Here is a 20,667-nt window from a genome sequence, read left to right as displayed (position 1 = left end):
CTGCCGCCGCCCCTGACGGGCGACGGCGCGTGGCAGGGCCCGGCGCGGTCCGACAGACCACAACTGCACAAGGAGAAAAAGCAGATGGCAAAGCGCAGCAAAGCATATGAAGCAGCTGCAGCCAAGATCGATGCGGACAAGCTGTACGCACCGGTCGAGGCTGTAGAGCTGGCGAAGGACACCAATCCTTCCAAGTTCGACGCAACCGTTGAGGTCGCATTCCGCCTGGGCGTTGACCCCCGTAAGGCTGACCAGATGGTCCGCGGCACGGTCAACCTGCCCCACGGCACCGGCAAGACGGCCCGCGTCCTCGTTTTCGCGACCGGCGAGAAGGCTGAAGCGGCAATCGCCGCCGGCGCCGACTTCGTTGGTTCCGACGACATGATCGAAAAGGTTGCAGCAGGCTGGACCGACTTCGACGCCGCAGTGGCTACCCCGGACATGATGGGCAAGGTCGGCCGCCTGGGCCGCGTGCTCGGCCCGCGTAACCTCATGCCGAACCCGAAGACCGGTACGGTTACCCCGAACGTGGCCAAGGCTGTCACGGACATCAAGGGTGGCAAGATCGACTTCCGCGTCGACAAGCACTCCAACCTGCACTTCATCATCGGCAAGGTGTCCTTCGACGCCCAGAAGCTGGCTGAGAACTACGCAGCAGCTCTGGAAGAGGTCCTTCGCCTCAAGCCGTCGGCATCCAAGGGCCGCTACATCTCCAAGGCGACCGTGTCCACCACGTTCGGCCCGAGCATCAGCGTTGACCCCAGCGTCACCAAGGTTCTCGCCGACGCCTAGTCAGCAGTAGCACCCGGGGGAGTCTTCCCTCGAAGGGCGGCCGCAGCATTTTGCTGCGGCCGCCCTTTGGTGTTTTCCGGGGAGTGCGGATTACCCGCCGTTTCGGCATCCCCGCGTCATCGGGCAGGATGTGTGCCATGGCACACATCGACATTGAGGTCCTGCAAGTTCCTTCAAGCCTGGAGGCGCCGGGTGCTGCGGACTTCATGGCCGTTGCCGAACTGCTCAACGCCCAGCAGCAGGAATTCTGGGGCAACAACGACTTTTACGGTCCGCCGCAGGCGCAGCTTGCCGGCCGCCGCAGCACTCCAACGAGGCGCCGCGAACTCCTGGCTGCCAGGGTCGGCGGCAGCATCGTGGGAGTGGCCCAGATGAACTCTCCACTGACCGATAACCTCCACAGCGCAACCGTGAACGTGGTGGTGTCCCCGGCTGCACGCCGCAGTGGTGTGGGAACCCGGCTTTATGCGGCCGCCGAACATCTGGCAGCCGCAGGGAACCGCCGGCTGCTGCTGGCGGAGACGGACCACCTGCTGGCCGGGGACGCTGTATCCGGAGCCGGTCCGGCGTCGTTCATCCCGGACGACGCAGCAGCCGCCTTCGCGGCCGCGCTGGGTTTCCGGCTGGAGCTGGTGGACCGGGTGAGCCGGCTGGATCTCGCGGACAACGACGCCGGGCAGGCAACGCTGCAGCAGGCGGCGTCGGCCGCGGGTGCCGGCTATGAACTGCTGTTCTGGCAGGGGGCGTGTCCGGATCACCTGGTGGACGCCTACGCGCAGCTGCGGCAGAAAATGAGCACGGACGCGCCGCTTGGCGGAATGGACCTGGCGGAAGAAGCGTGGGACGGGGCGCGGGTGCGTGAGGCGGAAGGGAAGGCCCGCGACATGGACGCCGAGGTGCTGGTTGCGGCGGTACGGCACGTTGCCTCCGGCGAGCTGGCAGGGCACACCGTCCTGGAGGTCTTCCGGAACAATCCTGCGGTGGTTTTCCAGGACGACACACTGGTCCTGGGCAGCCACCGCGGCAACCGGCTGGGCATGCTCCTCAAGGCCGCGAACCTGGTGCAGCTGCGGCAGGCCATTCCGGAAGCGCGCCGGGTCTATACCTGGAACGCCGAGGAGAACCGCTACATGCTGTCGATCAACGAACAGCTGGGATTCCGGGCCGTTGGGTACTCCGGGGAATGGCAGAAGGAGCTGTCCGCGGGGTAGCGGGGGCGTGCGGGGGTTGCCCGGTGCAGGCCCCGCCGCCGGGATTTGTTCCCCGCCGGAATCTCCCGTACTCTTGAACTACCAAAGACCGTCGGTCGATGTGCATTCAATCCCACCGTAAGGCTGAACCTTCAGCCCTCCACGTGTGGAACCCGGTTGGAGATACATCCGAAAGTCCCTTGATAGGGCGGCCTGCGCAGGTGAACGAACTGCACTCCGGAACTTAGTGTGTCCGTAGAGTGAAGCCCCGTGCATCTGCCCGGGGCGTTTTTTATGTTCGGGACCCGATCCACCGGCACTATTTCCCCGGAAGGAGGGTTATGGCAACGCCAACAAAGGTGTCAGCAGTCGAGGAGATCACTACCGATTTCAAGGAATCGACCGCTGCTGTCCTAACCGAATACCGCGGGCTCACCGTTGCACAGCTCAAGGAGCTGCGTCGTTCGCTCGGCCAGGACACCAAGTACTCGGTCGTAAAGAACACCCTGACTGGCATTGCAGCCAAGGAAGCCGGCATCGACGCGTTCGAAGGCCAGCTTGCCGGACCTACTGCAATTGCCTTCATCAAGGGTGACGCAGTTGCAGCTGCAAAGAGCCTGACGGATTTTGCCAAGACCAACCCGCAGCTCATCATCAAGACCGGTGTCTTCGAGGGCAATGCCCTGGATGCCTCCGGTGTAGCCGCACTGGCTGCCCTTGAGTCCCGTGAGTTCCAGCTTGCACGCGTCGCCGGTGTCCTCAAGGCACCGATGTCCATGCTCGCCCGCACGGCTGATGCACTGCGCACGAAGCTCGAAGAGGAAAGCGGCGCCCCCGCTGCCTCGGCTGCAGAAGAGGCTCCGGCCGCTGCAGAAGAAGCTCCGGCAGCAGAAGCAGCCACCGAAGAGTAAAACCTCTTCTCCACCAATCTCCGGTGCCTGCGTGCACCAACTATAGGAAGGACGCCACACCATGGCGAAGCTCACCAACGAAGAGCTCATTGAAGCTTTCAAGGAACTGTCCATCATCGAGCTCTCCGATTTCGTGAAGCTCTTCGAGGAGACGTTCGACGTCACCGCTGCTGCTGTTGCAGTTGCCGGCCCCGCTGCCGGTGCCGCTGAAGCCGCTGAAGAGAAGACTGAATTCGACGTCATCCTCGAAGCAGCCGGCGACAAGAAGATCGCAGTGATCAAGGAAGTCCGTGCCCTGACTTCCCTGGGTCTGAAGGAAGCCAAGGACCTGGTTGACAGCGCTCCGAAGGCCGTCCTCGAAGGCGCCAACAAGGAAGCCGCTGACAAGGCCAAGGAAGCTCTCGAAGCTGCCGGCGCCACCGTCACCGTCAAGTAGTTTTTACTGCCTCACAGCATAAAAAACGCTGACAAAAGCCCCCGTTCCGCAAGGAACGGGGGCTTTTGTGTGTTCGGGCTCCTGCTGGGAAGCCTGCTGCGCCCCGTTGCGCTCTGCTATGCGTCTTCGCGGTAAAGCAGCAGCGCTTCGCCCTGCCCGCCGCCGCCGCAGAGGGAGACGCCGGCCCGGCCCGAGCCGCGCCGGGCGAGTTCATGTGCCGCAGTAAGGGCAAGCCGGGCACCGGAGGCACCAATGGGGTGCCCCAGCGCGATCGCCCCGCCGTGGAGGTTGCACTGCTCCAGGTCCATACCAAGTTCATTCAGGGACTGCACGGCGACGGCGCCGAAGGCTTCGTTGATCTCGATGAAGTCCAGGTCCGAGGTGCTCCAGCCGGCCCGCCCCAGCGCGGCGAACAGTGCGTTGGAGGGCTGGGAATGCAGCGTGTTGTCCGGGCCGGCCACCTGGCCGGGCATGCCGACTGCGGCGAGGATCTCCAGTCCCTTCGCGTCGGCATACTCCCGGGTCGTGAGGATCAGGGCTGCAGCGCCGTCGGACAACGGAGAGGAGTTGCCGGCAGTGATGGTTCCGTCCGTATCAAAGGCAGGCCGCAGAGCCGCCAGGGTCTCCACGGTGGTCTTGGGCCGCACACCCTCGTCCTCGGTCAGGACCACGGGCTCCCCACGGCGCTGGGGTACCGTCACTGGAACGATTTCCGCGTCGAAGACGCCCGACGCCATGGCCGCAGCCGCACGCTGGTGCGAGGCTGCCGCTACTTCGTCCTGTTCCAGCCGCTTGATGGCCAGCTTGGTGTTGCCGCGTTCGGTGGAAATGCCCATGGAGTCGTTGTCGAAGGCGTCGGTCAGCCCGTCGTGGGCCACCGAATCAAGGGCGGAGATATTCCCGTAGTTCCAGCCCTGGCGGGAGCCCGGAAGCAGGTGCGGTCCGCGGCTCATTGATTCCTGGCCGCCGGCCACCACCACGGTCGCCTCGCCGCCGCGGATCAGCCGGGCGGCGTCGATGACCGCAGCCAGACCGGACAGGCAGACCTTGTTAACGGTGACGGTGGGAACCTCCCAGCCGATCCCGGCCTTGATGGAAGCCTGCCGGGCGGGATTCTGTCCGCAGCCTGCCTGCACCACATGCCCCATGATGACGGCGTCGACATCTGCGGCGGCTACGCGGGACTTATCCAGGGCCCCCTTGATGGCAAAGGCTCCAAGCTCGACAGCCGTGAAAGCGGACAGCTGGCCGTTCAACCGTCCCTGGGGCGTCCGTGCGCCCCCGACAATGACCACTTCGGGAACGGCTGCGCGGGCGGCGGAGGTGTTTATGGGTGCGTTTGTCACTCGTGGGTCGCTTTCGTCGTTGTATTCGTCATTGAAGACAGGGATAAGGCTACGCCAACCCGCAGGGCCGGGGGAGAGCGCCGTCACAGGCGCCTGCGGCCCCGCCCACCGCACTACGAGCGGAGAACCGCCCTTATGCGGTAAGGTATCTGTATCCGATGCGTGAACGGTGCGCCGGTGTTGCCTGTAGCTCCCCCTCAGGCCGGGATTCGATTGCCTGGTTCCGGGCCTGAATTCGATACTGGGTCCGACTGCTGGATGTCGATCCGGATCCCACCCGGGACGTCCTTTCGGAGGGGTTGAGCGAAGCAGGGTCCAATTACCGGCTAGACTTGTCTGCCCATAATGCCCTATAGTGGATATTTGCTTCCTCCTGTTAACCTTCAGCCTTCATATAGCGGTGGGCTTCGTTCCGTGCCGGGCAGTATCCGCAACCTGTGGATGTGCCCTACGCCGGACACTGGGACGCACACGGACTCGGTCCGCATCGTGCAGGGGAGGAGGCGTGAAACACGCCTGAAGGTCTGTGGAAGGATCCCTCTTGGTCGCCTCGAGCACCTCTAATAACGAAACCGCTACTAATCCGGAGAACGCAGCTTCCCGGATTTCATTCGCAAAGATTCACGAACCGCTTGACGTTCCCAATCTTCTTGCCCTGCAGACAGACAGCTTCGACTGGCTCGTCGGCAACGAGCGCTGGAAGGCGCGCGTTGAAAAGGCGCGGGAGACCGGCGAACAGGGTATTGCCACCACTTCCGGCCTGGCTGACATCTTCGAGGAAATCTCCCCGATCGAAGACTTCCAGGGCACCATGTCCCTGAGCTTCTCGGAGCCGGAGTTTGCCGACCCGAAGTACACCATGGCGGAGTGCAAGGACCGGGACGCTACGTACTCGGCCCCGTTGTACGTTAAAGCCGAATTCATGAACAACAACACGGGTGAAATCAAGCAGCAGACCGTGTTCATGGGCGACTTCCCCCTCATGACGGATAAGGGAACGTTCGTCATCAACGGCACCGAGCGTGTTGTTGTTTCCCAGCTGGTCCGCTCCCCGGGCGCGTACTTCGAGCGCACCGCTGACAAGACCAGTGACAAGGACATCTACACCGCGAAGATCATTCCTTCCCGCGGTGCATGGTTTGAACTTGAAATCGACAAGCGCGACCAGGTGGGCGTCCGCCTGGACCGCAAGCGCAAGCAGTCGGTCACCGTGCTCCTCAAGGCACTCGGCTGGACCGAAGGCCAGATCCTCGAGACCTTCGGTGAGTACGACTCCATCCGGGCCACCCTGGAAAAGGACCCCACGGAAACCCGCGAAGATGCCCTGCTGGACATCTACCGCAAGCTCCGTCCGGGCGAGCCGCCCACGGTTGAGGCTGCCCAGACCCTGCTGGACAACCTGTACTTCAACCCGAAGCGCTACGACCTGGCCAAGGTTGGCCGTTACAAGATCAACCGCAAGCTGGGCATCGACAAGCCGCTGACGGATTCCGATGCCTCCGTGCTGAACAATGACGACATCGTCGCCATGATCAAGTTCCTCGTAGCACTGCACGCCGGCGAGAAGACGGTTCCGGGCAAGCGCAACGGCGACGACGTGGACATCCGCGTCGAGGTCGATGACATCGACCACTTCGGCAACCGCCGCATCCGCGCCGTGGGCGAACTGATCGAAAACCAGATCCGCACGGGCCTGTCCCGTATGGAGCGCGTGGTCCGCGAACGGATGACCACCCAGGACGTCGAGGCCATCACGCCGCAGACCCTAATCAACATCCGTCCCGTTGTTGCTGCGATCAAGGAGTTCTTCGGAACCTCCCAGCTCTCGCAGTTCATGGACCAGAACAACCCGCTGGCCGGCCTGACGCACAAGCGCCGCCTGTCCGCGCTGGGCCCGGGCGGTCTGTCCCGTGACCGCGCAGGCATGGAAGTACGAGATGTGCACCCGTCCCACTACGGACGTATGTGCCCCATCGAAACCCCTGAAGGCCCGAACATTGGCCTGATCGGTTCGCTGGCTTCGTACGGCCGCATCAACGCCTTCGGCTTCATCGAGACCCCGTACCGCAAGGTCGAGCAGGGTGTCGTCACCGACAAGGTTGACTACCTCACCGCCGACGACGAAGTAGAGCGCACCATTGCCCAGGCAAACGCTCCGCTGCAGGCCGACCAGCACTTCGCCGAGGACCTCGTCCTCGTCCGTGCCCGTGGCGGTTCCGGTGAGCCCGTCCTCGTTGAGCCCAACGAGGTCGAGTACATGGACGTCTCCCCGCGCCAGATGGTGTCGGTGGCTACGGCCCTGATTCCGTTCCTCGAGCATGACGATGCCAACCGTGCCCTCATGGGTGCGAACATGCAGCGCCAGGCTGTGCCGCTGCTCCGTTCCGAGCGCCCCGTGGTGGGCACCGGTATGGAGAAGTACACCGCCGTTGACGCAGGCGACTCCGTGACCGCCAAGAAGCCCGGTGTTGTCACCGAGGTTTCCGCTGACCTCGTCACCGTCATGAACGACGACGGCACCGAGACCAGCTACCCGATCATGAAGTTCGAGCGCTCCAACCAGGGCAACGCCTACAACCAGCGCGTGCTGGTTTCCGAAGGTGCCCGGGTTGAGGTCAACAGCATCATCGCCGACGGTCCCGCAACGGACCAGGGTGAACTGGCCCTTGGTAAGAACCTGCTCGTGGCATTCATGTCATGGGAAGGCCACAACTACGAAGATGCCATCATCCTGTCCCAGCGGATGGTCTCCGACGACGTCCTGACCTCCATCCACATTGAGGAGCACGAGGTTGACGCCCGCGACACCAAGCTTGGTGCCGAGGAAATCACCCGTGACATCCCCAACGTCTCCGAAGAGGTGCTCTCGCAGCTCGACGAGCGCGGCATCATCCACATCGGTGCCGAGGTTGAAGCAGGGGACATCCTGGTTGGCCGTGTCACCCCGAAGGGTGAAACGGAACTGACCCCGGAAGAGCGCCTGCTGCGCGCAATCTTCGGTGAGAAGAGCCGCGAAGTCCGCGACACCTCCCTGAAGGTTCCCCACGGCGAGTCCGGAACCGTCATCGGCGTGCGTATCTTCGACCGCGACAACGACGACGAGCTGCCCCCGGGCGTCAACCAGCTGGTCCGCGTCTACGTGGCGCACAAGCGCAAGATCACGGACGGCGACAAGCTGGCCGGCCGCCACGGCAACAAGGGCGTCATCTCCAAGATCCTCCCGATCGAAGACATGCCGTTCATGGAAGACGGAACCCCCGTCGACATCATCCTGAACCCGCTGGGTGTTCCGGGCCGAATGAACGTCGGACAGGTCCTGGAAATCCACCTGGGCTGGGCTGCCAAGCAGGGCTGGAAGATCGAGGGTGAGCCGGACTGGGTCAAGGACCTGCCGAACCTGCCCCGCGAGACCGGCCCCACCACGGTCGCCACCCCGGTGTTCGACGGTGCCAGCGAGGACGAGATCACCAACCTGCTCGACTCCACCAACGTGACCCGTGACGGCAACCGCCTGATCGGTGCCTCGGGCAAGGCCCGGATGTACGACGGCCGCTCCGGCCAGCCGTTCCCGGACCCGATCTCGGTCGGCTACATGTACATCCTGAAGCTGCACCACCTGGTGGACGACAAGATCCACGCACGCTCCACCGGACCGTACTCCATGATCACGCAGCAGCCGCTGGGTGGTAAGGCACAGTTCGGCGGACAGCGCTTCGGTGAGATGGAAGTCTGGGCCCTGGAAGCGTACGGCGCCGCCTACACGCTGCAGGAACTGCTCACGATCAAGTCTGATGACATCCATGGCCGCGTGAAGGTCTACGAAGCCATCGTCAAGGGCGAGAACATCCCGGAGCCCGGCGTTCCGGAATCGTTCAAGGTCCTGATCAAGGAAATGCAGTCGCTCTGCCTGAATGTGGAAGTCCTCTCCACCGAAGGCAACACGATTGAAATGCGTGACTCGGATGAAGAAGTCTTCCGGGCCGCGGAGGAACTGGGTATCGATCTGTCCCGTGCAGAGCCCAGCTCCGTCGAAGAGGTTTAGCTGGTAGATCCGTCCCGGTCGGTGCCAGGACGGTCCGGAACGGCGGCAACGAAATTCCTAGCTCGCAGAGCTCGCAAGGAATATTAAAGCCGCCTAACCCGGACCGGCTGGCGCCGGCCCCGATGGTCACCTTCAATCTTTTCCGCACCCGAGACATTCAGATTTAGAGAACAAGAGAGAACAGGGACCCATGTCCAACGATTCCACGTTCGGCCTCATGCGAATCGGCCTTGCCACCGCGGATGAAATCCGCGGTTGGTCTTACGGCGAAGTGAAGAAGCCGGAAACCATCAACTACCGAACCCTGAAGCCGGAGAAGGACGGTCTTTTCTGCGAAAAGATCTTCGGTCCTTCCCGCGACTGGGAATGCTACTGCGGTAAGTACAAGCGCGTCCGCTTCAAGGGCATCATCTGTGAGCGCTGCGGCGTCGAGGTCACCCGTGCCAAGGTGCGCCGCGAACGCATGGGCCACATTGAGCTCGCCGCTCCGGTTACCCACATCTGGTACTTCAAGGGTGTTCCGTCCCGTCTGGGCTACCTGCTGGACCTGGCTCCGAAGGACCTCGAGAAGGTCATCTACTTCGCTGCCTACATGATCACTTCGGTCGACGAAGAGAACCGCCACGCCGAACTGCCGAACCTGCAGGCCGAGCACGACCTGGAGCGCAAGCACCTCGTCGACCAGCGTGACTCCGACATTGCCGCGATCGCCAAGGACCTCGAAGGCGAGCTTGCCCGCCTCGAGGGCGAAGGCGCCAAGGCTGCCGATAAGAAGAAGGCCCGCGACTCCGCCGACCGCCAGATGGCCAAGGTCCGCCGCGACGCCGACAACAACATCGAGCGCCTCGAGCAGGTCTGGGACCGTTTCAAGAACCTCAAGGTCGGCGACCTTGAGGGCGACGAGGGTCTCTACCGCGAACTGCGCGACCGCTACGGCCTGTACTTCGAAGGCTCCATGGGTGCCGAAGCCATCAAGAAGCGTCTTGAAGACTTCGACATGCAGGCAGAGTCCGAGAACCTGCGCGACATCATCCAGAACGGCAAGGGCCAGCGCAAGACGCGTGCCCTGAAGCGCCTGAAGGTTGTCAACGCGTTCCTGACCACCACGAACAGCCCGCTGGGCATGGTCCTCGACGCCGTTCCGGTCATCCCGCCGGAACTGCGCCCGATGGTCCAGCTCGACGGCGGCCGTTTCGCGACGTCGGACCTTAACGACCTGTACCGCCGCGTGATCAACCGCAACAACCGCCTGAAGCGCCTGCTGGATCTCGGTGCCCCCGAGATCATCGTGAACAACGAAAAGCGGATGCTCCAGGAAGCTGTTGACTCCCTGTTCGACAACGGCCGCCGCGGCCGTCCGGTCACCGGACCGGGCAACCGCCCGCTGAAGTCGCTGTCCGACATGCTCAAGGGCAAGCAGGGCCGCTTCCGCCAGAACCTTCTGGGTAAGCGCGTTGACTACTCCGGCCGTTCCGTGATCGTTGTCGGCCCGCAGCTGAAGCTGCACCAGTGTGGTCTGCCCAAGCAGATGGCCCTGGAGCTCTTCAAGCCGTTCGTGATGAAGCGCCTGGTTGACCTCAACCACGCACAGAACATCAAGAGCGCCAAGCGCATGGTCGAGCGTTTCCGCCCGCAGGTCTGGGACGTGCTGGAAGAGATCATCACCGAACACCCGGTGCTGCTCAACCGTGCACCCACCCTGCACCGCCTCGGCATCCAGGCCTTCGAGCCGCAGCTCGTTGAAGGTAAGGCCCTTCAGCTGCACCCGCTGGTCTGTGGCGCCTTCAACGCTGACTTCGACGGTGACCAGATGGCAGTCCACCTGCCGCTGAGCCCCGAAGCCCAGGCTGAAGCACGCATCCTGATGCTGTCCTCGAACAACATCCTGAAGCCGTCCGACGGCCGCCCGGTCACCCTGCCCTCGCAGGATATGATCATCGGCCTGCACCACCTCACCACCAAGCGTGACGGTGCTGCCGGTGAAGGCCGCGTGTTCGGCTCCATGGCCGAAGCCATCATGGCCTTCGACATGGGCGAGCTGCACCTGAACGCCCTGGTGAAGATGCGCGTGGACGGCTTCGTCCCCAGCGCAGGCCAGCCCGCTCCGGAAGGTTGGGAAGAGGGCACTCCTGCCCTCATCGAAACCTCCCTCGGACAGGTCATCTTCAACCAGACGCTGCCTGCGGACTACCCGTGGGTCAAGGAAGTTGCCGACAAGGGCCAGCTCTCCGCTATCGTCAACGATCTCGCTGAGCGGTACCCGAAGGTCGTCACGGCAGCAACGCTGGACAACCTGAAGGACGCCGGTTTCTACTGGGCCACCCGCTCGGGCGTTACCGTCGCCATTTCCGATATCGCGGCTCCGATCGACAAGCCGGCCATTATGGAAGGCTACGAAGCCCAGGCTGCCAAGGTTGAAAGCCAGTACGGCAAGGGCCTGATCGCTGAAGACGAGCGCCGCCAGGAACTGATCGACATCTGGAACAAGGCCACCAACGAGGTTGCTGCTGCAATGCGGGCGAACATGCCCGAATTCAACAACATCAACCGCATGGTGTCCTCCGGTGCCCGTGGTAACTGGCTGCAGGTCCGCCAGATTGCCGGTATCCGTGGCCTGGTGGCCAACCCTAAGGGTGAGATCATTCCGCGCCCGATCAAGTCCTCCTACCGTGAGGGCCTGTCGGTGCTGGAATACTTCATCGCCACCCACGGTGCCCGTAAGGGTCTGGCCGATACCGCTCTGCGTACCGCCAACTCGGGTTACCTGACCCGTCGTCTGGTGGATGTGTCGCAGGACGTCATCGTCCGCGAGGAAGACTGCGGCACCGAGCGCGGCCTGAACGTGACCATCGCGGTTCCGGATTCCAACGGCGAGCTGCAGCTGCACGAAGAGGTCGAGAACTCGGCGTACGCCCGTACGCTGGCCACCGACGTCTCCGATGCCCAGGGCAATGTCCTGGCAAAGGGCGGCGACGATGTGGGCGACGTCCTCATCGCCAAGCTGTTCGAAGCCGGCGTTACCGACATCAAGGTCCGCTCCGTACTCACCTGTGAGTCCGCCGTCGGTACCTGTGCACTTTGCTACGGCCGCTCCCTGGCCACGGGTAAGACCGTGGACATCGGCGAGGCCGTGGGCATCATTGCCGCACAGTCCATTGGTGAGCCGGGTACCCAGCTGACCATGCGTACCTTCCACACCGGTGGTGTTGCTTCCGCTGAGGACATCACCCAGGGTCTGCCCCGTATCCAGGAGCTCTTCGAAGCACGTACGCCTAAGGGTGTTGCTCCGATCTCCGAGACCGCGGGCCGGGTCACCATCGAAGAGACCGACCGCCAGATGCGTCTGGTTGTCACTCCCGATGACGGCTCCGAGGAAATCGCCTACCCGGTCCTGCGCCGTGCCCGCCTGCTGGTTGCCGACGGCGACCACGTAGAGGTTGGCCAGCAGCTGGTCTTCGGTGCGGTGGATCCCAAGCAGATCCTCCGTATCCTCGGCCCGCGCAAGGCACAGGAATTCCTGGTGGACGAAGTCCAGCGCGTGTACCGCAGCCAGGGTGTGGGCATCCACGACAAGCACGTCGAGGTTATTGTCCGCCAGATGCTGCGCCGCGTGACCGTGATCGAGTCCGGCGATTCCGATCTGCTCCCGGGTGAGCTGACCGAGCGCCGCCGCTTCGAGAAGGAGAACCGCCGCGTGGTTTCGGAAGGCAAGAAGCCTGCTTCGGGCCGTCCGGAACTCATGGGCATCACCAAGGCCTCCCTGGCCACCGAGTCCTGGCTGTCCGCAGCTTCCTTCCAGGAGACAACCCGCGTCCTGACGCAGGCTGCCATGGAAGGCAAGAGCGATCCGCTGCTCGGCCTCAAGGAGAACGTCATCATCGGTAAGCTGATCCCGGCCGGAACGGGCCTGCCCCGTTACACCGAGGTCACTGTCGAGCCGACCGAAGAAGCAAAGGCCAATCTCTTCACCGGCCCCAGCGCCTTCAGCGACTTCGACTACGCCGGCGTTGACGGCGGTCTGAGCCCTGAGTTCCACGCCATCCCGCTGGATGACTACGACATGGGCAGCGACTTCCGCTAACCAAGGCTGAACCGCCGGCTGTGCGCATGCGCACTCCCGGCGGCCCGGTATCAACGGCAGGTCCCGCACCCCAGGGTGCGGGACCTGCCGCGTTTAACGGCTGTGCCAGACTTAAAGGATGGCGAATTCCCCAAGCGGCGAATCCATGACGAGCCGGATCGTCCGGATCATCAGCGCCTTCGACGAAACCCACCAGTCCATGCCGGTGGCCGTGCTGGCCCGGCGCGCGGAACTGCCGCTGTCCACCACGCACCGGATGGTGAAGGACCTGGCCGGGCACGGTTTCCTGCAGCGGGAGCCCGACGGCGGCGTCCGGCTGGGCCTGCGCCTGTGGGAACTGGCCAACCGCAGCTCGGCGGCCCTTGGGCTCAAGCAGATTGCGATGCCGTACATGGAGGACATCCAGGCCGTGGTCCGGCAACACACCCAGTTGTCCGTCCTGCGGCAGGACGAGGTGTTGTTTATCGAGCGCCTTTCCAGCCATGGGTCGGTACTGAACCACGCCAAGGTCGCCGGCCGGCTGCCGGTCCACGTCTCCTCTTCGGGGATGGTGATGATGGCCCACTCGCCGCGGCACGTGCAGGAGGCCTATCTGCTCCGGCGGAACCTGGCAGACCGAGAAGAGCAGGACCTGCGTGCGTCCTGGACCCGGATCCGCCTCGAGGGCAGCGCCAGCCTGCCCGGTGCCGTCGTGCCCGACACCACCGGAATCGCCGTGCCCGTCTTCGGCGCCTCAGGCACGGCCGTTGCGGCCATCGGCGTCGTGGTGCCCACGGGCAGCGAGCACACTACGGCGACCGTCCCGGCCCTGATGACCGCTGCCCGCGGTATCTCGCGCGGACTTGGCGTGCGGGCCGACGCCGCGGGTCCGCACTACACGCGCTGACCCTGGCCGCAATCCACAGCGGCAGACTCCAGCGGAACGAAGCAGTGCAGCGTGGCGCTGCAGGGCTGCGCCTCTCTCCCGGGCGATAGTAGTGCCGGGTCCACAGCACTACCGGACGGGAACCATCCCCGGCGGCAGCGGTTCCGGGCCCAACAGAACAGGGCGGGCAACGCAGGGGGAAGCAGTGGCAGCATCAGGAGTGGCCTCGCTGCCCGCATTCCGTGGGTTATGGCTCGCCACGACGGCGGTGCATGCCGGGAGTGACATCGCCGTTTTTGCCGTGTCGGTGGGAATGATCACCGTGCTCGGAGCGTCGCCGTTCGAGGCCGGGCTCGCGGCCCCGCTCAGCAGCGCCGGGCCGCTCCTCTTCGGGCTGGTGGCGGGAGTGGCGGTCGACAGGTGGGGTCAGCGGCGCACCATGCTCGCCATGACCTGGCTCCGTGCTGCTGCCTACGCGTGTGCGGTTGCCTCGTTCTTCTGCGGCTGGCTGCAGGCATGGCAGCTGCTCCTGGTGATCCTGGTGGTGAGTATTGCGGACGTGTTTTTCATGGCCGCGTACACCTCGGTATTGCCCCGCCTGGTCGGCCGGCACCGGATCGCTGACGCTTCGTCTTCAGTGATGGTCGCCGAACAGGTGGTGTCCCTGGCCGGCCCCGCGGCAGGCGGCATCCTCGTGCGGTTCCTTCCGGCGCCGGCCGTCCTGGCGGTAAGCGCAGCCATGCAGCTGATCGCCGCCGCGGGACTTAGCCGGCTGCCCCCGGACAACCCCGCCCTGCCAAAGCCGGACCGGCCGGGCGTACGTGAGTCCATCGCGACGGGGATCCGGTTCATTGCCGGCCACCGCCTGCTGCTGGCGCTGATTTTGACGACCGCAACCAACAACTTTGCAGCCGGGATCTATCAGGCGGCTGAGACCTGGTTCATCCTTCACGATCTGGCCATGGATCCGGCCCTCTTCGGTGCCATCTGGTCCGTCAGCGCGGTTGGCGGCATTGCCGGTGCGGTGCTGGCTCCGCGGGTGGGACGGGCAATGGGTCCGCTCCGGGCCATGCTGCTCGCGGCGGTGATGATGCCGGTGAACTTCGCACTCATTCCGCTGACCGCGCTCTGGCCGCATCTCGCAGTGCCGGGCATCGGGCTGTCCTTTACCCTCTTCGGCCTGGCGCTTGGCCTGATGATGGTGAACAGCGCGGCCCTGACCACGGCGCTGATTCCGGATGACCTCCTCGCCAGGGTCTCGTCCACCCGCCGCACGCTCACCCAGGGTGCGGTGGTGCTGGGCGGCGTGCTCGGGGCGCTGCTGCTGGGCTGGATCGGCGCCGTACCGACGCTTTGGCTGGCCGTGGCGGTGGCCCTGGGCCAGTGCGTGTTCCTGCTGCGGATGGGGGTTCCGCGGCGGGGCATACCGCTGCCGTCGGAACTTCCCGCGGAACCGGATCCGCTGCCGGCAGCACCGTGAACCGGGGCACTGGATGCGCCGGAACGGCAGGCAGGCAGCGGCAGCGGCTTTCCCAATCAATGAGAATGGCTTTGGAACTCCGTGTGTGCCGGCAGTCACACTTGGATGTAGTGTCCGCTACATAGCTTTCCAAGGGAGTACGAGATGGGTGCAGAGCGCACAATCCTCACAACGCAGGTCGGCATCGTGGGCGGCGGCCCTGCCGGGCTGATGCTTTCGCATTTGCTGTCCAAATCGGGCATCGACAACATCGTGGTGGAAAAGCGGGACCACGAAACCATCCGCACGACCCACCGGGCCGGCATCCTCGAGCACGGCAGCGTCCGCATGCTCACGGAAACCGGAGTCAGCGACCGGGTGCTGACGGACGGGTACCGGCATGAGGGTATTGACCTGCGCTTCGGCGGCGAAAGCCACCGCATCGATTTTGAAGACCTGGTGGGGGAGTCCGTGTGGCTCTACCCGCAGAACGAAGTGTTCACGGACCTCGCCGCGGCCCGAGAACGTGACCATGGCGATGTCCGGTACGGGGTCAGTGATACTGCCGTCACCGACCTGGCGACGGACACCCCGAAGATCCTCTTCACCGACAGCGAGGGCCGGGACTTTGAAATCCGCTGCGGGATCCTGGTGGGCTCGGATGGGTCCGGCGGTATCTGCAAGCGCTCGATCCCCAAGGAAGCCCGCACGGACAACTTCATCGAATACCCCTTCGCCTGGTTTGGGATCCTTACCGAGGCCGCGCCCAGCGCGCCGGAACTGATCTATGCCAACTCGGACCGTGGTTTTGCGTTGATCAGCCAGCGCAACGACAAGATCCAGCGCATGTACTTCCAGGCGGATCCGAACGAGGACGCGGACGCCTGGAGCGAGGAGCGGATCTGGGACGAACTCCAGGCACGGGTGGACGGCCCGGACGGTCTTGAACTCAAGCGCGGACCGATCTTCGAGAAAACGGTCCTGAAGTTCCGCAGCTATGTCTGCGAACCAATGCGCTACGGCAACCTCTTCCTCGCCGGAGACGCCGGGCACACCGTGCCGCCCACCGGTGCCAAGGGACTGAATCTTGCCCTGGCGGATGTCCAGGTGCTGTTCGAGGCCATCGACTCGTTCTACGCCACCAGGTCTCCGGACCTCCTGGACGGTTACAGCAGCAAGGCGCTGCAGCGGGTCTGGCGTGCCCAGAACTTCTCCTATTGGATGACGTCCATGCTGCATACCCGTGCCGATGCCAGCCCCTTCGAACGCAAGCGCGCGCTCGGCGAGCTCAGCGGCGTCGTCGCCTCCCGCCACGGCAGCGCCTACCTGGCAGAGGCCTATACAGGGTGGCCCAACAGCTGAAACCCTCCTTGTGTGCGTATATCGAACACTTGTACATCCAATGAACAAGCGGTGTAACGTGGTGTGGACCACGTGGATGCTTGGAAAGCCGGAGCGCGAGGGTGCGCTTCATTGAAAGGAATAACCATGGAAATGGAAGACAATCTTTTCCAGAACAGCCATGTCATCGAGAAGCTGGATGCGGCCGAGGCCTCGCAGGACCAGATCTCGGCTGAAATCGCTTCGGTCCACGCCGACTACGACAAGGGAGTGGACGACGGCGCCGCCGAGGAAACGCAGCCGCGCATCGACTTTTCTCCCTACCGCAGCTCGCTCCTGCGCCACCCCACCAAGGATCCGCACCACGTGGACCCCGAAACCATCGAACTGTGGTCCCCGGCCTTCGGCCACCATGACGTCCACGCCCTCGAGAGCAACCTGACCATCCAGCACAACGGCGAACCGATGGGGGAGCGGATCATCGTCCGCGGGCGCATCCTCGACGGCGACGGGCACCCCGTGCGCAACCAGCTGGTGGAAATCTGGCAGGCCAACTCCGCCGGCCGCTACATCCACAAGCGCGACCAGCATCCGGCTCCGCTGGACCCGAACTTCACCGGCGTCGGCCGCTGCATCACCACGGATGACGGCTCCTACGAGTTCACCACCATCAAGCCGGGGCCGTACCCGTGGAAGAACCACTACAACGCGTGGCGCCCGGCGCACATCCACTTCTCGCTCTTCGGCACCGACTTCACCCAGCGCATGATCACCCAGATGTATTTCCCGGGTGACCCGCTGTTCGCCCTGGACCCGATCTACCAGTCGATCACGGACCAGAAGGCACGCGACCGCCTCGTGGCCACGTACGACCACAACATCACCTCGCATGAATGGGCCACCGGCTACAACTGGGACATCGTGCTCACCGGCAGCAACCGCACCTGGATGGAAGACGAGGACGCAGAGTAATGAGCGATCAGAAGCTAACCGCCACCCCCGGCCAGACCATCGGACCGTTCTACGGCTACGCCCTCCCCTTCGAGAAGGACAACCAGCTGACAACCCCGGGCCTGCCCGGGAGTATCCGCCTGCAGGGCACCGTGACCGACGGTGCCGGGGACACCATTCCGGACGCCCTGCTGGAAATCTGGCAGGCTGACGCAGACGGCAACATTCCGCAGCACACCGGCTCACTGGTCCGTGACGGCTACACCTTCACCGGCTGGGGGCGCACCGCCGTCGACAACACCGGAAACTACACTTTCACCACGGTCAACCCGGGCCCCACGGAGGAAGGATCGGCACCCTTCATTTCCTTCGTCATCTTCGCCCGCGGCCTGCTGAACAAGCTGCACACCCGGATGTACCTGCCGGACGACGAAGAGGCACTGGCCCGCGACGCCCTGCTCTCCTCGCTGCCCGAAGACCGCCGGCGCACCCTGATCGCCACCCGCGAGGCCGACGGCGGCCTGCGCTGGAACATCTGCCTGCAGGGCGAGGACGAAACCGTTTTCCTCACCTACCCCGGAGCCTGACCGGTGGGTGCCACAGACAGTGCAGATTACGGGCTGCTCTCCCCGGCCTGGGCGGGTACACGCGCCGCAGACCTGACGGGTGACCGCCAGCTGCTCCAGGCACTGCTGGACGTTGAACTCGAATGGGTGCGGGTGCTGGCCGGCGCCGGACTGGCCGATCCGGAAGCGCCCGCCGCGGTGGCCGCCGTCAGCGATGCCTCCCGGTACGACGCCGCGTCCCTCGCCGAGCGTGCGCAGGGCGGCGGCAATCCCGTCATTCCCCTGCTGGCCGACCTGCGGGCCCAGGCCCGGGCCCAGGATCCCAAGGCAGCCGCCGCAATCCACCGCGGTGCCACCAGCCAGGACATCATGGACACGGCCCTGATGCTGCTGGCCCGCCGAACCCTGGAAGCGGTCCTGGCGGACGCAGGCAGGGCCGCCGCCGCCCTGGCCGAACTGGCACGCCGCCACGCCGCGACGCTGTGCGTGGCCCGCACCCTGACCCAGCACTCCCTGCCCTCCACCTTCGGCCTCCGTGCCGCCCAGTGGCTGCACGGCGTCGGGTCCGCCACGCAGGGCCTGCGCACCGCCGCCGACAACCTCCAGCTGCAGTGGGGCGGCGCCTCCGGCACACTCGCTGCCCTCACCCTCGCCGCCGGGTCCGCTTCCTCTGACGGCGGCGGCGCACGGCCCACCGCCTTCGACCTCACCGCACGCCTCGCCGACGGGCTCGGCCTCGTGGGACCCCTTGCGCCGTGGCAGACCAACCGGCTGCCCGTGACCGCCCTCGGAGCCGCCCTGCAGGACTTCACCGCCGCTGCCGGGAAGGTCGCCAACGACGTCCTGCTGCTGAGCCGCCCGGAAATCGGCGAGGTGTCCGAACCCCGTGCCGCCGGCCGCGGCGGGTCCTCCGCCATGCCGCAGAAGCAGAACCCCGTCCTGTCCGTCCTGATCCGCAGCGCCGCCCTGGCCGCCCCCGGCTATGGGATGCAGCTGAACGCCGCTGCCGCCGCCGCGGATGATGAACGCCCCAGCGGCTCCTGGCACGTGGAATGGCAGGCACTGAGGTCCCTGCTGCGCCTGGCCGGGGGAGCCGCGGAAAAGCTGGCCGAACTGGCCGAAGGCCTGCAGGTGCACACCGACGCCCTGGCCCGGAACCTGGACGCCGCCGGACCGCTTGTGGTCAGCGAAAAGATCATGGCCGTAGTGGCACCGCTGCTGGACGACGGCGTGCCCGGACGCGGCAAGGAAATCATTACCGAAACGGTCGCCCGGTCCCTCTCCTCGGGGAAGTCCTTCGAAGAACTGCTGCGCCGCGCCGTTCCCGCCGGGGCCCTTTCCGACGCGGAACTCAAGAGCGTCCTCGACCCCGCCGAATACCTAGGGGAGGCCACCGCCCTCATCGAGCGGATCACCGCCGCCTACCCCGGAAAGACCCCAGCATGAGCATCCCCGTCATCAAGGCCTCGCGCCTCTCCGACGCCGGCCCCGGAGCTCCGGTCCTGATCGCCGGACCATCCCTGGGCACCGCGTCCATCCCCCTGTGGAGCCGCGCGGCTGCCGCACTGGACACCTTCACCGTCATTACCTGGGACCTGCCCGGACACGGGGTCAGCCCCGCCGCCCATGAACCCTTCAGCGTCGCGGACCTGGCCGCCGGCGTCGCCGGCCTGGTCACCGCTGCCCGCAGCGCCGGAGACATTGCCGCCGACGCACCGGTGTTCTATGCCGGTGTGTCCCTGGGCGGCGCCGTCGGGCTGCAGCTGGGACTGGACCACGGGGCACTGTTCGACGGCATCGCAGTCCTCTGCTCCGGCGCGAAGATCGGCGAGGCCGAAGGCTGGGAACAGCGGGCGGAAACCGTACGGGCCCAGGGCACTCCCACACAGGTGGTCGGCTCGGGGCAGCGCTGGTTTGCGCCGGGCTTTATGGACCGGGAACCGGGGGCAGCGGCCGCCCTCCTGCACTCCCTGCAGGATGCGGACCGCTTCTCCTACGCCCTGTGCTGCGAGGCGCTGGCAGCCTTTGACCTCCGCCGCCGGCTGCCGGACATCACGGTGCCCATCCTCGCCGTCGCAGGCGCCGACGACGTCGTCACCCCGCCGTCGTTCGCGCAGCTGATCGCGGACCGCGTCACCAACGGAACCGCCGCCGTCGTTGACGGCGCCGCCCACTTGGTCCCCGTGGAGCAGCCGCAGCGGACCGCGGAACTGCTGAAGAATTTCTTCGGCGCCCAGTACCTGGAAGGGAAATAACGCAGTGATTGCAGATGCCAACAAGAGCCGGCAGGACGTGTACGACGAGGGCATGGCGGTGCGCCGCGAGGTCCTCGGCAGCGAGCACGTGGACCGGGCCAACGCCGGCAAGGACGACTTCACCACCGATTTCCAGGATCTGATCACCCAGTACGCGTGGGGCACCATCTGGACCCGTCCGGGGCTGCCGCGGACCATGCGCAGCGCCATCACGCTGACCGCCCTGATTGCGCACGGCCACCTGGAGGAGTTCGCCATGCACGTGCGCGCTGCGCTCCGAAACGGGCTTAGCCGGGACGAGATCAAGGAGATCGTGCTGCAGTCCGCGATTTACTGCGGCGTCCCTTCCGCCAACTCCGCCTTCAAGGTGGCCCAGGGCGTCTTCCGGGAGATTGACGCGGCCTAAGCCGCGCAGGTCCCTTCCAGCCATTC

The 20,667-nt window shown here is 65.0% G+C and carries 15 protein-coding genes; 14 read left to right on the top strand and 1 reads right to left on the bottom strand.

Annotated features, from left to right (window positions below):
- Positions 1-84: 84 nt before the first annotated feature.
- From rplA to rplL, 4 genes are all read left to right on the top strand, one after another.
- Positions 85-792 carry a 50S ribosomal protein L1 gene (rplA, locus tag QNO03_RS06200; RefSeq protein ID WP_229947245.1) on the top strand — a complete coding sequence of 236 codons (708 nt, stop codon included), beginning with the start codon at positions 85-87 and terminating at the stop codon, positions 790-792.
- A 137-nt stretch (positions 793-929) separates the two neighbouring features.
- Positions 930-2,003 carry a GNAT family N-acetyltransferase gene (locus QNO03_RS06195; protein WP_289602537.1) on the top strand — a complete coding sequence of 358 codons (1,074 nt, stop codon included), beginning with the start codon at positions 930-932 and terminating at the stop codon, positions 2,001-2,003.
- A 320-nt stretch (positions 2,004-2,323) separates the two neighbouring features.
- Entirely contained in the window at positions 2,324-2,893 is a 570-nt protein-coding gene (rplJ, locus tag QNO03_RS06190; RefSeq protein ID WP_229947248.1) for a 50S ribosomal protein L10, read from the top strand.
- Positions 2,894-2,954: 61 nt separating this feature from the next.
- Positions 2,955-3,329, top strand: a complete 375-nt coding sequence (gene rplL, locus QNO03_RS06185) for a 50S ribosomal protein L7/L12 (protein WP_229947251.1) — start codon at positions 2,955-2,957, stop codon at positions 3,327-3,329.
- 116 nt (positions 3,330-3,445) lie between these two features.
- Here rplL and QNO03_RS06180 read toward each other — a convergent pair whose 3' ends face one another.
- On the bottom strand, positions 3,446-4,675 hold the full coding sequence (locus QNO03_RS06180; protein WP_289602536.1) for an acetyl-CoA C-acetyltransferase: 1,230 nt from the start codon (positions 4,673-4,675) through the stop codon (positions 3,446-3,448).
- A 541-nt stretch (positions 4,676-5,216) separates the two neighbouring features.
- Between QNO03_RS06180 and rpoB the strand changes: the two genes are divergently transcribed.
- From rpoB to pcaC, 10 genes are all read left to right on the top strand, one after another.
- Positions 5,217-8,717, top strand: coding sequence for a DNA-directed RNA polymerase subunit beta (gene rpoB, locus QNO03_RS06175; protein WP_229947256.1), 3,501 nt, complete (start codon positions 5,217-5,219; stop codon positions 8,715-8,717).
- Between the two features lie 190 nt (positions 8,718-8,907).
- Complete coding sequence (locus QNO03_RS06170; protein ID WP_229947259.1) at positions 8,908-12,798, top strand: DNA-directed RNA polymerase subunit beta'; 3,891 nt, start codon at positions 8,908-8,910, stop codon at positions 12,796-12,798.
- Positions 12,799-12,916: 118 nt separating this feature from the next.
- On the top strand, positions 12,917-13,684 hold the full coding sequence (locus QNO03_RS06165) for an IclR family transcriptional regulator (RefSeq protein WP_229947261.1): 768 nt from the start codon (positions 12,917-12,919) through the stop codon (positions 13,682-13,684).
- A 184-nt stretch (positions 13,685-13,868) separates the two neighbouring features.
- Complete coding sequence (locus tag QNO03_RS06160; RefSeq protein ID WP_289602535.1) at positions 13,869-15,143, top strand: MFS transporter; 1,275 nt, start codon at positions 13,869-13,871, stop codon at positions 15,141-15,143.
- 144 nt (positions 15,144-15,287) lie between these two features.
- Entirely contained in the window at positions 15,288-16,484 is a 1,197-nt protein-coding gene (locus tag QNO03_RS06155) for a 4-hydroxybenzoate 3-monooxygenase (protein WP_289602533.1), read from the top strand.
- Between the two features lie 126 nt (positions 16,485-16,610).
- Positions 16,611-17,435: a protocatechuate 3,4-dioxygenase subunit beta gene (gene pcaH, locus QNO03_RS06150; RefSeq protein ID WP_502874550.1), complete on the top strand. Its 825-nt coding sequence runs from the start codon at positions 16,611-16,613 to the stop codon at positions 17,433-17,435.
- Positions 17,435-18,001, top strand: coding sequence for a protocatechuate 3,4-dioxygenase subunit alpha (pcaG, locus tag QNO03_RS06145; protein ID WP_229947267.1), 567 nt, complete (start codon positions 17,435-17,437; stop codon positions 17,999-18,001). Before pcaH ends, pcaG begins: the two co-directional genes overlap by 1 nt.
- 3 nt (positions 18,002-18,004) lie before the next feature.
- Positions 18,005-19,426 carry a lyase family protein gene (locus tag QNO03_RS06140; RefSeq protein WP_289602530.1) on the top strand — a complete coding sequence of 474 codons (1,422 nt, stop codon included), beginning with the start codon at positions 18,005-18,007 and terminating at the stop codon, positions 19,424-19,426.
- The gene (locus QNO03_RS06135) at positions 19,423-20,235 is read left to right on the top strand and encodes an alpha/beta fold hydrolase (RefSeq protein ID WP_289602529.1); all 813 of its coding nucleotides are present in this window, start codon (positions 19,423-19,425) and stop codon (positions 20,233-20,235) included. The genes QNO03_RS06140 and QNO03_RS06135 overlap by 4 nt, the downstream gene beginning before the upstream one ends.
- Positions 20,236-20,239: 4 nt before the next feature.
- Positions 20,240-20,641 (top strand): 4-carboxymuconolactone decarboxylase, encoded by a 402-nt coding sequence (gene pcaC, locus QNO03_RS06130; protein WP_283995864.1) that lies wholly within the window; start codon positions 20,240-20,242, stop codon positions 20,639-20,641.
- The last annotated feature ends 26 nt before the right edge of the window (positions 20,642-20,667 follow it).

Source organism: Arthrobacter sp. zg-Y877 (assembly GCF_030373105.1).
Taxonomy (GTDB): Bacteria; Actinomycetota; Actinomycetes; order Actinomycetales; family Micrococcaceae; genus Arthrobacter_B.
Note: the sequence above shows the minus strand (reverse complement) of the source record. Positions and strands in the feature narration are given on the sequence as shown.